This is a genomic window from Faecalibacillus sp. H12, assembly GCF_013361255.1.
GTDB lineage: Bacteria > Bacillota_I > Bacilli_A > Erysipelotrichales > Coprobacillaceae > Faecalibacillus > Faecalibacillus intestinalis.
The window spans coordinates 55,245-69,131 of record NZ_JABWDK010000004.1; the positions used below are offsets into that span (position 1 = coordinate 55,245).

Annotated in this window: 15 protein-coding genes and 1 pseudogene; 13 read left to right on the forward strand and 3 right to left on the reverse strand. The window is 26.5% G+C overall.

Annotation, left to right across the window (positions count from 1 at the left end):
* The first annotated feature begins 2 nt into the window (after nt 1–2).
* The 4 genes from HUU89_RS05560 (at nt 3) to HUU89_RS05575 (ending at nt 6,187) form a co-directional block, all read left to right on the forward strand.
* On the forward strand, nt 3–2,096 hold the full coding sequence (locus HUU89_RS05560) for a heavy metal translocating P-type ATPase (RefSeq protein ID WP_175301202.1): 2,094 nt from the start codon (nt 3–5) through the stop codon (nt 2,094–2,096).
* Between the two features lie 91 nt (nt 2,097–2,187).
* Entirely contained in the window at nt 2,188–3,027 is an 840-nt protein-coding gene (locus HUU89_RS05565; protein WP_175301203.1) for a Cof-type HAD-IIB family hydrolase, read from the forward strand.
* Between the two features lie 102 nt (nt 3,028–3,129).
* Nucleotides 3,130–3,828, forward strand: coding sequence for an ABC transporter ATP-binding protein (locus HUU89_RS05570; RefSeq protein ID WP_147579892.1), 699 nt, complete (start codon nt 3,130–3,132; stop codon nt 3,826–3,828).
* A gap of 1 nt (nt 3,829) precedes the next feature.
* Complete coding sequence (locus HUU89_RS05575) at nt 3,830–6,187, forward strand: ABC transporter permease (RefSeq protein ID WP_175301204.1); 2,358 nt, start codon at nt 3,830–3,832, stop codon at nt 6,185–6,187.
* 24 nt (nt 6,188–6,211) lie between these two features.
* Here HUU89_RS05575 and HUU89_RS05580 read toward each other — a convergent pair whose 3' ends face one another.
* The 3 genes from HUU89_RS05580 to HUU89_RS05590 are packed head-to-tail and all read right to left on the reverse strand — an operon-like array spanning nt 6,212 to nt 7,371.
* Entirely contained in the window at nt 6,212–6,610 is a 399-nt protein-coding gene (locus HUU89_RS05580) for a DUF6120 family protein (RefSeq protein WP_032091481.1), read from the reverse strand.
* Nucleotides 6,611–6,632: 22 nt separating this feature from the next.
* Nucleotides 6,633–7,040 carry a DUF6120 family protein gene (locus HUU89_RS05585; protein WP_175301205.1) on the reverse strand — a complete coding sequence of 136 codons (408 nt, stop codon included), beginning with the start codon at nt 7,038–7,040 and terminating at the stop codon, nt 6,633–6,635.
* Nucleotides 7,033–7,371, reverse strand: coding sequence for a PadR family transcriptional regulator (locus HUU89_RS05590; protein ID WP_147579889.1), 339 nt, complete (start codon nt 7,369–7,371; stop codon nt 7,033–7,035). The genes HUU89_RS05585 and HUU89_RS05590 overlap by 8 nt, the downstream gene beginning before the upstream one ends.
* Nucleotides 7,372–7,524: 153 nt before the next feature.
* Here HUU89_RS05590 and HUU89_RS05595 point away from each other — a divergent pair, with 153 nt between their 5' ends.
* The 9 genes and pseudogenes from HUU89_RS05595 to HUU89_RS05630 all read left to right on the forward strand — a co-directional run bounded on the left by HUU89_RS05595 (nt 7,525) and on the right by HUU89_RS05630 (nt 13,828).
* Nucleotides 7,525–7,953 carry a hypothetical protein gene (locus HUU89_RS05595; RefSeq protein ID WP_175301206.1) on the forward strand — a complete coding sequence of 143 codons (429 nt, stop codon included), beginning with the start codon at nt 7,525–7,527 and terminating at the stop codon, nt 7,951–7,953.
* A gap of 37 nt (nt 7,954–7,990) precedes the next feature.
* On the forward strand, nt 7,991–8,551 hold the full coding sequence (locus HUU89_RS05600; protein WP_175301207.1) for a hypothetical protein: 561 nt from the start codon (nt 7,991–7,993) through the stop codon (nt 8,549–8,551).
* Nucleotides 8,552–8,754: 203 nt separating this feature from the next.
* On the forward strand, nt 8,755–9,045 hold the full coding sequence (locus tag HUU89_RS05605; protein WP_175301208.1) for a hypothetical protein: 291 nt from the start codon (nt 8,755–8,757) through the stop codon (nt 9,043–9,045).
* Between the two features lie 116 nt (nt 9,046–9,161).
* Complete coding sequence (locus tag HUU89_RS05610) at nt 9,162–9,581, forward strand: hypothetical protein (protein WP_175301209.1); 420 nt, start codon at nt 9,162–9,164, stop codon at nt 9,579–9,581.
* Nucleotides 9,568–9,693: a hypothetical protein gene (locus tag HUU89_RS15280; RefSeq protein WP_317992323.1), complete on the forward strand. Its 126-nt coding sequence runs from the start codon at nt 9,568–9,570 to the stop codon at nt 9,691–9,693. Before HUU89_RS05610 ends, HUU89_RS15280 begins: the two co-directional genes overlap by 14 nt.
* A gap of 54 nt (nt 9,694–9,747) precedes the next feature.
* Nucleotides 9,748–10,056, forward strand: a pseudogene (locus tag HUU89_RS14920) (GNAT family N-acetyltransferase); the annotation flags it as partial.
* Between the two features lie 67 nt (nt 10,057–10,123).
* Nucleotides 10,124–11,800, forward strand: coding sequence for an ABC transporter ATP-binding protein (locus HUU89_RS05620; protein ID WP_175301210.1), 1,677 nt, complete (start codon nt 10,124–10,126; stop codon nt 11,798–11,800).
* 220 nt (nt 11,801–12,020) lie between these two features.
* Nucleotides 12,021–12,704: a LytR/AlgR family response regulator transcription factor gene (locus tag HUU89_RS05625; RefSeq protein ID WP_032091474.1), complete on the forward strand. Its 684-nt coding sequence runs from the start codon at nt 12,021–12,023 to the stop codon at nt 12,702–12,704.
* Nucleotides 12,704–13,828: a hypothetical protein gene (locus HUU89_RS05630; RefSeq protein WP_175301211.1), complete on the forward strand. Its 1,125-nt coding sequence runs from the start codon at nt 12,704–12,706 to the stop codon at nt 13,826–13,828. The genes HUU89_RS05625 and HUU89_RS05630 overlap by 1 nt, the downstream gene beginning before the upstream one ends.
* The last annotated feature ends 59 nt before the right edge of the window (nt 13,829–13,887 follow it).

Genomic DNA, 13,887 nt, shown 5'->3' on the forward strand with positions numbered 1-13,887 from the left:
TGATGAGTAATTTTAAAATAGTTCATGAAATCGATGGAAGATTACGTGTCCGTTTTGGACAATATGCTTTTACAAATGAACAAGCAACTATTTTAAAAAGCGATTTTTTAAAACTTGAATATGTAAGATATGTAGAAGCACATTATAAAAATGGAAGTCTTCTATTGGTTTTCGATGAAAATTATAAAAATGAAGTATTTGGTTATTTAAAAAGTTATGATTTAAGTACTTTACAAAATAGAGAAATTCCTAAAAATTGTTCTCAAAATTTACAAGTACTTGATCAAAGCTTTAAACATGAATTAATTAAAATTTTTGCTAAGAGATATGCTGTTAAGCTCTTTTTACCAAATGTTGTTGGTAAAGGAATTGCCATCTATAAAGCACTTGCTTATTTTAAAGCGGGGATTGCTTCACTTGGAAATAAACGTATTGATGTTCCAGTTTTAGATGCAACAAGTATTGGGATATCTTTATTACGCAAAGAATTTAATACAGCAAGCAATATTATGTTGATGCTTAAAATTTCTGAATTATTAGAAGATTACACACGTCAAAAAGTTACTTTACAATTAGGTGATAGCTTGATGAATAAATTTGATAAAGTTTGGATTTATAAAGATGGACAAGAACAAGAAATTGCGATGTCTGATTTAAAACAAGGACAAACTGTTATTGTTCAAACAGGAAGCATGGTTCCTATTGATGGGGAAATCATTGATGGTGAAGCCATGGTTAATGAATCAAGCTTTACAGGTGAACCATTAAGCAAACGTGTGACATTAAATGATACGGTTTATGCGGGAACGTTAATTGAAGAAGGAAAGATTTTTGTTAAAGTTAGAAACTTACAAGATGAAAGTCGTATTGCTAAAATTATTGATATGATTGATACCAATGAATCATTAAAAGCATCTATTCAATCAAAAGCAGAACATATGGCTGATGCCATTGTTCCCTATAGTTTCTTAGGATTCTTTGGTGTTTGGGCATTTACAAGAAATCTCACAAGAGCTACTGCTCTTTTATTGGTGGATTATTCTTGTGCGATTCGTTTATCAACATCAATTTCAGTGATTTCAGCAATGCAAGAAGCCTCAATGCATAATGTTTTAGTTAAAGGTGGAAAACATTTAGAAAGCATGAAGGATGCAAATGTGATTGTTTTTGATAAAACAGGAACTTTAACACATGCCAAACCTGTTGTACTAGATGTCGTTCCTTTACAAGATTATACAAGAGAAGAAGTTTTAAAAATTGCGGCTTGTCTAGAAGAACATTTCCCACATAGTGTGGCTAATGCCATCGTTCATCAAGCAGAAGTTGAAAACTTAAAACATCGTGAAGAACATGCGGAAGTAAAATATGTGATTGCTCATGGTATTTCGACAAGCTTAAATGGTGAAGATGTTATTATTGGAAGCAGTCATTTTGTCTTTGAAGATGAAGGTGTAGAAATGACACAAGAAATTAAAGATTTGATTTCTTCACTTGAAAGTAAAGGTTCAAGTTCCCTTATTTATCTAGCTATTGCTAAAAAGCTTGCAGGTATTATTAGTATTTATGATCCTTTAAAACCAGAAGCTAAAGAAGTTGTTCAAGAACTTCGTGATATTGGTTTTGATAAAGTCATTATGCTTACAGGGGATAGTCCTAACTGTGCAAAAGCAATTGCGAAACAATTAAATTTAGATGATTTTAGAGCAGGAGTTTTACCAGAAGATAAAGCAAGTTATATTGAAAGTTTAAAGAAAGAAGGAAATACCGTTGTGATGGTAGGAGATGGTATTAATGATACACCGGCCTTATCCATGGCAGATGTTTCGATTTCACTTCAAGATAGCTCAGATATTGCACGTGAACTTGCAGATATTACACTTGTATCAAATTCATTAAATGATATCGTCGCTTTAAGAATGATTTCAGAAGGCTTATTTAAACGTATTCATAGTCAATATCGTTTGATTGTTGGTTTAAATACATCCTTTATTGTTTTAGGAGCATTAGGTTTACTTACACCACAAATGCTCGCCATGCTTCATAATGGAAGTACATTCTTAATTGCTTCAGGTTCAACACGTTCATTATTACATTAGAAACAGATATTTTCTGTTTCTTTTTCTTTTTATGAAAGTATGTTGAAGTTGTAAAAGTGCTTTATTATACTAATAGAAAAGGAGATAGATTATGGCAATTAAAGTAATAATTATGGATATTGATGGGACTTTAGTCAATGATGAAAAAGTCATTACACCACTTACTAAAGAAACCCTTTTAAAAGCACAAGATAAAGGGGTACGTTTGGTTTTAGCTTCAGGAAGACCAACAAGTGGATTATTAAAACTTGCTGAAGAATTGGATATGGAAAATCATCATGGTTTATTTGTATGTTTCAATGGTTCAAAAGTAGTTGATTGTCAAAGTCATGAAACACTTTATAATCATGCGATTTCAGTAGAAGATAGTAAAGCTGTCTTAGAACATTTAAAGAATTTTAAAGCAAGACCAATGTTTGATAAAGATGAATATATGTATGTTAATGATGTTTTTGATAATACAATTACATATAAAGGAAAACCATTTAATGTGATGCAATATGAATCAAGAGGAAATAACTACATCTTATGTGAAAAAAGAGATTTAGCAGCCTTTGTTGATTTTGAAATCAATAAAATTCTTACATTTGGTGATCCAGACTATTTACAAGCACATTATAAGGAAATGATGGAACCATTTAAAGATCGTTTAAACTGTATGTTTACATCTGATTTCTATTTTGAATATACTGCAAAAGGTGTTGATAAAGCCAAAGCTTTAGATAGTGTTTTAATTCCTATGGGTTATAAAAAAGAAGAAATGATGGCTTTTGGAGATGCTCAAAATGATAAATCAATGGTTGAATATGTTGGCTTAGGTGTGGCTATGGGAAATGCTTCAGATGAATTAAAAGCAGTAGCTAATGAAATTACAGATACAAATAATAATGATGGTATTGCCAAAGCCATTATGAAACATATTGAGTTATAAAAACGGAGAAATCCGTTTTTTTCTTTGAGATACTTGAAAAAAAAGGAAAGGGATAGTATTCTATAGTTAGTTAGATTAGGCTAACTATAGGAGGGGGATATTATGTTTTTATCAATCAAGGATCTTAAAAAAAGCTTTGGTGAAGATGAATATAAGACAGAAGTTTTAAAAGGTATTGATTTTGAAATAGAAAAAGGTGAAATTTGTGTTTTACTTGGGCCTTCAGGTTCTGGTAAATCAACACTGCTAAATATTATTGGAGGAATTGATCAACCAGATAGTGGCACAATTATGATTCAAGGGAAAACAATTTCAACATTAAAAGAAAAAGATCTAACAAATTATCGTCGTAATCATTTGGGATATGTTTTTCAAATGTATAATTTGATTTCACATTTAAATGTTGAACAAAATATTGATGTAGGAAAATATTTAAGTAAAAATCCATTAGATAAAGAAGAACTTTTACAAACACTTGGTTTAAAAGAACATCGTTATAAACAACCAAACCAATTATCTGGTGGTCAACAACAAAGAACTTCAATAGGACGTGCAATCATTAAAAATCCAGATTTATTGCTTTGTGATGAACCAACAGGGGCTTTAGATTATCATACATCAAAAGATATTTTACAATTGATTGAAGATGTTAATAAAAAATATGGTAATACAACTATTATTGTAACGCATAATGATGCAATTAAAGATATGGCTGATCGTGTGATTTATTTACATGACGGGCGTATTCGTGAAAATATTAAAAATACACATAAAATTCCAGCAAAGGATTTGAATTGGTAAAATGAAGAATCCATTATTTAAAAGATTACCATATATTTTAAAAGATGAAATTGCGAAATATTTAATTATATTTTTATTTATGGCAGGGTCTATTGGTCTTATTTCAGGGTTTTTAGTTGCTGATGGCTCAATGATCAAAGCTTATAATGACAGTTTTGATAAATACAATATTGAAGATGGACATTTTCGTTTAAATGATTCTCTATCAAAAGAAAATAAAAAGGCTTTAGAAAAAGAAGGTGTCACAATTTATGATCTTAATTACATTGAAGAAGAAGTAGAATCTACAAGTACAATTCGTCTCTTTAAACCAAGAAACAAAGTCAATCAAGTATGTATTATGGAAGGAAAACTTCCTCAAAGTAAAAATGAAATAGCGATTGATCGTATGTATGCCGATAATAATAATTACCAAGTAGGCCAAACCATCAAAGTAGGTAAAAAGAAGTTAAAAATTACGGGACTCGTCGCTTTATCAGATTATAGTGCTCTCTTTTCAAAAAACAGTGATCTAATGTTTGATGCTATTAAATTTGGTGTAGGTATTGTTTCTGATGAAGGGTTTGAACGCTTTAAAGATGCTAAAATCTACTATAACTATGCGTGGACATATAATAAAAAGGTTGATAATGAAGTTAATGTCAGTAATGATTTTTTAAATGTACTTGTTAAAAATGTTTCAGGTATTGACGATTATATTCCTCAATATGCTAACCAAGCTATTCACTTTACAGGTGATGATATGGGTGGTGATGAGGCAATGATGACGGTTTTACTTTATATCATTATTGGAATTCTTGCCTTTGTCTTTGCAATCACTACTAAAAATACTATTGAAAGTGAAGCACCAATGATTGGAACACTTCGCGCTATGGGATATACAAAAAAAGAAATGTTGATTCAATATATGACATTACCTATTCTTGTTTCCTTAGTTGCTTGTATTGTAGGAAATATTTTAGGATATACATATTTTAAAGATGTCATGGCAGGTATGTATTATGGAAGTTATAGCTTACCAACTTATGTAACGATTTGGTCTGGGGATGCTTTCATTAAAACGACAATCATTCCATTTATTATGATGGTTTTAATTAATTATGGTATTTTAATGAAATCTTTAAAATTATCACCTCTTAAATTTATGAAAAGAGATATTAAAAAAGTTAAAAAGAATAAAAAAACATTGGTATTGCATCGTTTGGGCTTCTTTTCTCAATTTAGATTAAGTGTTATTTTAAATAATTTATCAGGCTATATTACATTATTTGTGGGTGTTTTATTCGCAATTATTTTATTAATGTTTGGAATGGATATGCATCCTGTTCTCGATCATTATCAAGATATTGTTGTTAATAATATGACAGCTAAATATCAATATATTTTAAATACACCAGAATCAGTTGATACCACAGCCATTGAACAAGTTTTTCAAACGATTCCTCAAGAATTTAGAGATAGTTTCTTAAGTTTGATTGATGATCAATATGATGAAATGTATGATAACTATAAAACTAAAACCAAAGGGGCAGAAGCTTTTTCACTTTATTCATTAAAAACACTTCCAGAAAGTACAATAGAAGAAGATATTAGTCTCTATGGTTTACAAAATAATAGTCAATATATTCATATAAAATCATTACCAAAAAAAGGTGTTTATATTTCAAAAGATGTTGCTGATAAATATAATTTAAAAAAAGGAGATCGTATTTCTTTAAAAGAAAGCTATAAAGATTTACGTTATACTTTTGAAATTAAAGGTATTTATGATGCACCTGGTAGTATGGCACTTTATATGTCAAAGTCTTATTTTAATGAAGTTTTTAACTGTCAAGAAGGATACTTCAATGGTTATTTCTCTAATAAAAAAATAACAGATTTAAAAGATGACTATATCGCATCAACCATTACTCAAGATGATTTAACAAAAGTATCAAGACAATTAAATGTTTCAATGGGAGAAATGTTTTATTTAGTTGAAGGATTTGCAATTGTGATGTTTGTTATGCTTATTTATCTTCTTACAAAGATGATTATTGAAAATAATAAAGTATCGATTTCCATGGTTAAAATTCTTGGTTATACATCAAAAGAAATACAAAAAATGTATGTTCATGCCACAACGATTGTTATTATGATTTCAACGTTACTTTCTTTTGGAATAACAACATGGATCCTATCTTATGCTTTCAAAATTGTTTTTGAAAAATATGCAGGATGGCTTCCTTTCTATGTAGAAGGTAGTGTTTATATCAAGATGTTTATTATGACAGTTATTTCTTATTTGTTTGTCATGATGATTCAAATGAGAAAAATCAAGAAAATCCCAATGGATGAAGCGTTGAAGAATGTTGAATAAAAAAATAAGGCTCCGAAAGGAGCCTTATTCATTTTCTATGCGACTATCTTCAGTGATTTCTTCTACCCAATATCCATGAATACTGTCTCTTGCATCTTGGTAGAGTTTGTTGAAATGATAAATTTCTAAACACCAAATACCAATAGATATAAATATAATAATGGTTACTAATGTTTTAAAAATATATTTTTTATTAAGTTGCTTTATTATGTCATCGTTTTCTAAACTTTCAATATATGATCCAGCAACTTCATTAGGACTACCAAATTCATCTATGATATTTTGATAAGTACAATTAGGTTGAGTATTTGAAAATTCAATGATTTTTTGTGTTAGTAACTTTAGAAATTCTTTTTTATCTTTAGAATAAAAAGGAATAATTTTTTTAACATATTTTATATATTTTTTGATTTCTTTATTCATTTTTTACTCCTAATTTAAATACTTATTTTTTTTGTTTTTCTTTTGCTATTTTTTCTTTATATTCTTCAGCTGTATATGTTTTCATCTTTGTATGTTTTGCTTCATCAATCAATTGATTGATTCGATATCTTTCAAATCCCCAAACACTTATGCATAAAATAATTATGACAGAAATAAAAATATTTATAATTTTCTTTTTATTAAGTTTCTTTATAATTTCGTCACTATTTAAAGTTTCAATATAAGAACCAGCAACTTCATTAGGACTACCAAATTCATCTACGATATCTTGATAACTACAGGAGTCATGTTCATTAGAAAATTCAATGATTTTTTGTGTTAATAACTGTATAAATTCTTTTTTATCTTTTGAATGGATTGGAATAATTTTTTTAACGTATTTTATATATTTTTTTATATCGTTACTCATCTTTTTTGCCTTCACCATATGCAATGATTTCAAATACACCTTGCATATTCTTTCTAAATTCAATAATTGTTTGTTCTAAATATTCTTTTCCAATTGGTTCAATATGATAATAAACTCTGATTTTTTTATTAACGATCTCATCTCGACATGAAATATATTCTTTTTTTAATAAATTATGTACAACAGGATAAAGAGTACCTTCTTTAATATCTAATGAGCCATTGGAAATTTCTTTAATTAATTTTACTAATTCATATCCATAACAATCCTTTACTTTCAACAAACTTAAAACAAGCATATCAATATTAAAGAAACTGTTAGATTTTGCCATCTTTTATCACCCAAATTGATTATAACATATGAATTATTATAAACAAGATACTATTATAATAAAAGTATAATTGACATAATGGTAGAAAGACGTATAATGAAAGTAAGGAAAGCGCTTCCTTGATTCATAATATTATGGATGGAGGAAAAGAAAATGAAGAAACAATATGATGTTTGTCTTATTTATTTAAGCTATGTTTTTGAAATAATAGGTTTATTAGCATTTAAATACTTTGATAATTACATTTCTACCTATTGGATTACAATAGGAACGGATGGAAATTCCATTTATGGGGAAGTAGGCTTGCTTTATAATTTATCAGTTGTCATACATTATTTGTTTTATTTTATAATATTTGTTTATTTTTTTATGATGATTAAAAAGGTTGTTTCTAAAGAATGTATTGATCTTAAAAGAAATACTTTTCTTTTATTTGGATTACTTGTAATTGATTTGGTTATGTATCATTTTTCAATTATGACAATGTTTCATTATTCAAGTGCCATAACTTTTATGTGCGTTGGTTTGATCATTAATATGGTTTTATATTTAAAATATCGTACGTATATAATTAATAATTAAATGTTTGAGTAGTTTTAACAAGGAAGGGTGAAATAAAATGAAAGCAAAAATGATTTTATTACTGTTTGTTATGGGAGTAATATTAGGTGGATGTAGTGTAAAATCTAATAAGGATATTTTATTAGATGATACTAAAACAATCATAAAATATAGCCCTTATCAAAAAATGTTTATGGATTTGAATAGCAATTTTACAGAAGAAGATGTTAAAAAATATATGGGAGATCATCGATTGATAGGAGGCAGAAGTAGTTTAGATGATTATTTTGAATATCACATATTTTTATCAAAAGATGACAATAAAAAAGCTTGTCAAGAATTTGTGGCAGTACGTTTTTTAAAAGATGGACAATTAGAGGGTTTTCGATATGTATCTCCAGAATTTGAAGGCTATGTATTTTATTATGCAAAAGGAGTGTTTTTAGAGTTTAATAATCAAAATGCAAAAGATTATTCAGGATATTATTATCGAAGTTTACCAAAAAAAGGAAATAAAAAAGGTTTAGAAATAGAATATAAAGATAATACAAAGAAAAGCACACCCTATTATCCTATTTCAAACGCCAAAGAAGCAATAAACTTTTTGATAGAAAAATAATATTTTAATAACCATTGTATTGTTGAAAAGTAAGTAAATATATAATAAAACCTTTTAAAAATTATAATAAGGAGAAAAATATGAAAAGAAATATTGGAAAATATGCTTTATGGGTTACTTTATTTTTAATAGCAGTAGTTGTATTTTGTCTTTCATTGATTTGGCTTTCTCTTGCCTGCATGTAAAGGAAAGGATGAAATTTTATGTTTTATTGGATAGCGATAGAAATTATTTTTCTTATACGTATTGTAGGACAAATTATACAATTGCTAAATAAGGAAAATAACTATGGATTGATCATTATTAGAATTTCTAATGTTTTAGGAATACTGTTGATTACATTAGCTTTTATACAAAATCCAATTCATGAAATGAATAGAGTAAAAGATAAATATTGGAATTATTATCCAATATATCTTGTAACAGTATTTATTGATCTTATTTTAGAAGTTTTACTTCGACGTAGATTATATAAAAAGGAAGAAAAGTTATGAAAAAATTGATTATAAAAATATGTGCATTCATGATTTTGATAACACTTTTTACAGGATGTCATCAATAAAATAAACTATATTCATTTGAAACAAAGGAAATAGATGATCAAGTTATTTTGATTTTAAAAAATACTTCAAATAAACCAATTGATCTATCATTAAAAGTTCAAAAAATTAAATGTTTACCTGCAAGTAAACAAAGTGTTTTCATTTTTAAGAAAAATGAATTTAAAGATGCTTATTATGATGAAATAAAAGCAAAAGGAAGTACTCAATATCAAGAGTATAATAATTTTGATATCGATCGTATAACTGATATTTCTTTACAACAATTAAATGAATGCATTAAGAAAACAAAAAATGATAAAAAGAAATGTTATGGGGAAGTTGTTGTTTTCTTTTACCAAAATAAATCTCTTGTAGATATTCAAAAACATATTTTTATATTAAAGGGAAAAGAAAGAGTAATCACTTTTGAAAGTTCAAAAATATGGGATGATACAAAGATAATAGAAAATATATATGAAAAAAATTAGTTTGAAATCAGAGGATTTTATGGAAATATGTAATGGTGTTGATTATTTAGATCAAGTAAAAGAATTAATTATAGAATATACAAAGCGTTTGGGACGTGATTTATCTTTTTAAAATATTGATGAGGAATTATAAAATCCAGTAAAAAAATATACAGCTCCTGAAGGAGAACTTTTAGTGGCTGTAGAAAAGAAAAAGGTGATAGGAATGGTTGCCTATCATTGCCATTCAAAGAGTCGCTGTGAAATGAAACGCTTGTATGTAAAACCAAAATATAGAGAAAATAAATTAGGTAAAAAGCTTGTTTTAGAAATTTTAGAGTATGCTAAAAAAGCAGGATATAAGGAAATGGTGTTGGATACGATTATTCCTTTACAATCAGCAATTCATCTTTATAAAAAGGTAAGATTTGTTGAACGTGAGGCGTATTATCATAATCCGATGGATGATGTTTTGTATTTTAAAAAGATACTTTAAGTTATTGGGCAACCAATAGCTTTTTATTTATGAAAAATGTTACAATAGATAAAAGGGTGAGATGAATATGAAAAAATATTTAAAAAGAAATAAATTTTATTTTATGATATGTGTTCTTTTATTTTCAACAGCAGGAATCATGTCTGTTTTTTTAGCAAGCATTGTTCAAAAAATGGTAGATACATCTGTTGATAAAAATATCATCCAATTTTATCATGTTATGATCTTAGCAGTTTTGTTTATTATCATTAATTTTTTAATCTATGTTTTAAGAGGTTTTTTTAGAGCTAAATATTTAAAAAATGTGATGTTTTCATTGAATCATGATTTATTTAAAGGAATCTTTTTTAAAACAGTCAAAGAGTTCAATCAAGAAAACTCATCAGCCTATTTAAGTATTTTTAATAATGATTTAAAAATTATTGAAAGAAACTATTTTGATAATTTATTAACGATTAGTGCAGATCTCTCACAATTTATTATTTGTTTAGTAGCTGTTTTTTCATTTCAATTTTCTTTAGCTATTATTGTTATTGTGATCAATGTTATTGCCATATTTGCTCCTATTTTATTTGGAAAAGTTTTATCTAAAAAACAAATGATTTCAACGCAAAAATATAGTCAATTAAATATCAAAATCAAAGATTTCTTCAATTCTTTTGAACTTATCAAATGTTTTCAAATCACACATCATGTCATTCATCAATTTGATTATGTAGAAAATGAATATGAAACAAGTATGCAAAATTATCGCTACGATGAAGGAATTATTTCAGGTTTTTCAACATTATCTTCTTTAGGAGTAAGTGTAATGACAACACTTATTTCTCTCTATTTTGTAATTATAAATAGGATTACTATAGGTGAAATGCTGGCAATTACACAATTAGTCAATAATATTGCTAATCCTTTAGGAAGATTATCAAATGAAATTCCTTTATTAAAAAGTATAAAACCAATTGAAAATAAAATAGAAACATATTTTGAAAATAGCCACGAACATCGAATAAATTCAATTGATTCTATAGAAAATATCTCATTTAAAGATGTTTCATTTAGTTATGATCAAAGTAAAGAAATTATTCATGATTTTAATCATGTTTTTTATAAAAATAAAAAATACGTTCTTGTTGGAAACAGCGGTTCTGGTAAATCAACGATCATCAAGTTACTTTTAAACAATTATGAAGTAAGTAAAGGGACTTTATATATTAATGATATAGATATCAACACAATAAATATTGAAAATATTTATCAACATATATCAATCGTTCATCAAAATGCGCCAATATTAAATGATACTTTAAAAAATAATATCACATACTTTAAAGAGTATTCAGATAATCAAATCACAGAAGTCATAGAAAAAGCAGGCTTAAAAGATTTTGTCAATGCCTTACCTGAGGATTTAAATACAGTTATTAATGAAAATGGAAATAATATTTCAGGTGGTGAAAAACAAAGAATCAGTATTGCTAGAGCTTTACTTAAAGATGCAGATTTGTTGATTTATGATGAACCTACATCTAATTTAGATCATATAACTGCAAAAGAAATTGAAAGTATTCTTTTAAATATAGATAAAACATGCTTTATGATTACTCATAAATTAGATAAGGAACTCTTAAGTAAATTTGATGAAATTCTCGTTTTAAAAGATGGTTCTTTAAAAGAAGCAGGAAGTTATCAACAATTAGTAGATGAAGGTGCCTTTTTTAAACAATTGTTAAAAGGTACAAGTTAATGGGATGTTGTTTAAAGGCTGTTTACATCAATAGAAATTAACTATCATTTTAGTGAAATAAATCTTTCTATTATTTTTGTGGCTATTTTGATATCAATGATTTTTGTTGGTGAGGGATTATTTAAATTATATCCAGTAAAGTTAGGATAAGAGGTTTCTCTTATCTTTTTCTTTTAAAAATAAATCTAATTATTATATAATAAATGAAAAGAGGTTACATATGAAAATAGGAATTATAGATGATGATGTTAGTTTTAGCACACAATTAAAAAATAAGATAAAAACAAGTTTATATTTTGAAGATGCAGAGATTGTTGTTTTTAATGAAAAATTTGAAACATTAGATTTGATGGATTATGAATATTTATTTATAGATATTATGTTATTACAAGCAAGTGGGATTGAACTTGCTAAAAAAGTTAAAAATAAACAGACAAAGATCATTTTTGTATCTGCTAATGAGGCGTTAGTTTATGATTGTTTTGATATTCATCTTTATTTTTTTATTAGAAAAGCTTTTTATGAAGAAGATTTTAAGAGATTGCTTTTGAAGATAGAAAAAGATGAGGCAGAAAGTAATAAACAGTATTTGCTTGATGAAAAAAATCATCAATATATTCGCTGCGTTGATATTTATTATATTCAATCTCATAGAAATGTTTGTACTTTTTATACTAAAGATCAAGAATTTCAACAATATACGACTTTAAAAAAATGTACGGAATATTTTTGTTCAAATATTGCTTTCTATAAAATCAATTCCTATACGATTATTAATTTTAAATATGTGACTAAAATTAATCATCAATCAGTAACTCTTTTAAATCAACAAACATTTAATGTCTCTAGAAAAGCAAAAGATCTCATCGAAAAATATCATACCTATAGGAGGTATATTCAATAATGACTTTTTTATATTTAAGTTGTATAGAAATTGCTTTAATTTACCTGTTAAATATTCCTAAAGAACTGTTTAAAAGATATATTGGTATGTCATTATTTGTTAATGGTGTAGTGATGATGATCAGTTCTTCTTTATTATTACAGGATATTTTGTTTCTAGAGAGCTTATGTTTTTTCTTGTTTTATTCATTAAAAAGAAGGATAACAGAAATTTTATTTTATCTTTCTTTTTTATTGGTTGTTAAAGATATTATTATTATTTTTCCATTTTATACACTTATATCATTCATAATTTATATGACAGTTATGGCTTTACTTGTTTATATAAAACAACGTTATCCAATAGATAATCAAAATATTTATTGGAGTTTATTAATGATGATTTCTTTAAGTACACTTTGTATTTACCATATTCTTTATTATGATTTTCTTGAGATTTTAGGAGTTAATCGACATTTGATTATTCTTACAACACTAGTGATTACAATGATGATTTCTTATTATATGTTTTTTAAATATACAAAATTAAATCATGAACAACAATTATTGAATCAAGCTATTACTTATTTTAAAAATGATCCACAAAATTATGCTTATCTTGAAAAAAAGAATAATGAACTTTATAAATTAAAACATGATTTAAAATATGATTATCTGCAAATGAAACAGGCAATCAAAGAAAAAGAGTTTGAAACAATAAATCAAATCGTTGATCAAAAAATAGCCTTACTTGATCAAGAAGATATGTTGATTACATCAGGAAATAAGTTGCTGGATTCATTTATTAATATGAAACTTGAACAATTACAATTAAAAAAAATCATTCCTACGATGATTATTTCTATTCAAGATATTTCCTTTATCCAAGATGATCATTTAAATATCATTATTAATTATCTTTTTGATTTAGCAGCTCTTTGTGTCAATCATCAAGAGTTACAAGTTAAAATTATTCAAGATACATGTGTTTTTGAAATAACAATGACCATGCATTTAGGAATTGAAAATATTGATCCAGTAAAATATGATACTCTCAAATTACTACTAAAAAAATATCAAGGCAGTATCAAAATCATTCATGAAAATCAAAATTTAATTCTTTCACTTCTTATACCCATGCAATAATGGGTATTTTTTGTTAATTATCCTTTAAAATAAGTCAAACGTCCTCAACCTCTTATCTT

Coding starts and splice junctions, on each gene's coding strand:
- HUU89_RS05560 (WP_175301202.1), top strand. CDS start 3: ATGAGTAATTTTAAAATAGTTCATGAAATCGATGGAAGATTACGTGTC.
- HUU89_RS05565 (WP_175301203.1), top strand. CDS start 2,188: ATGGCAATTAAAGTAATAATTATGGATATTGATGGGACTTTAGTCAAT.
- HUU89_RS05570 (WP_147579892.1), top strand. CDS start 3,130: ATGTTTTTATCAATCAAGGATCTTAAAAAAAGCTTTGGTGAAGATGAA.
- HUU89_RS05575 (WP_175301204.1), top strand. CDS start 3,830: ATGAAGAATCCATTATTTAAAAGATTACCATATATTTTAAAAGATGAA.
- HUU89_RS05580 (WP_032091481.1), bottom strand. CDS start 6,610: ATGAATAAAGAAATCAAAAAATATATAAAATATGTTAAAAAAATTATT.
- HUU89_RS05585 (WP_175301205.1), bottom strand. CDS start 7,040: ATGAGTAACGATATAAAAAAATATATAAAATACGTTAAAAAAATTATT.
- HUU89_RS05590 (WP_147579889.1), bottom strand. CDS start 7,371: ATGGCAAAATCTAACAGTTTCTTTAATATTGATATGCTTGTTTTAAGT.
- HUU89_RS05595 (WP_175301206.1), top strand. CDS start 7,525: ATGAAGAAACAATATGATGTTTGTCTTATTTATTTAAGCTATGTTTTT.
- HUU89_RS05600 (WP_175301207.1), top strand. CDS start 7,991: ATGAAAGCAAAAATGATTTTATTACTGTTTGTTATGGGAGTAATATTA.
- HUU89_RS05605 (WP_175301208.1), top strand. CDS start 8,755: ATGTTTTATTGGATAGCGATAGAAATTATTTTTCTTATACGTATTGTA.
- HUU89_RS15280 (WP_317992323.1), top strand. CDS start 9,568: ATGAAAAAAATTAGTTTGAAATCAGAGGATTTTATGGAAATATGTAAT.
- HUU89_RS05620 (WP_175301210.1), top strand. CDS start 10,124: ATGAAAAAATATTTAAAAAGAAATAAATTTTATTTTATGATATGTGTT.
- HUU89_RS05625 (WP_032091474.1), top strand. CDS start 12,021: ATGAAAATAGGAATTATAGATGATGATGTTAGTTTTAGCACACAATTA.
- HUU89_RS05630 (WP_175301211.1), top strand. CDS start 12,704: ATGACTTTTTTATATTTAAGTTGTATAGAAATTGCTTTAATTTACCTG.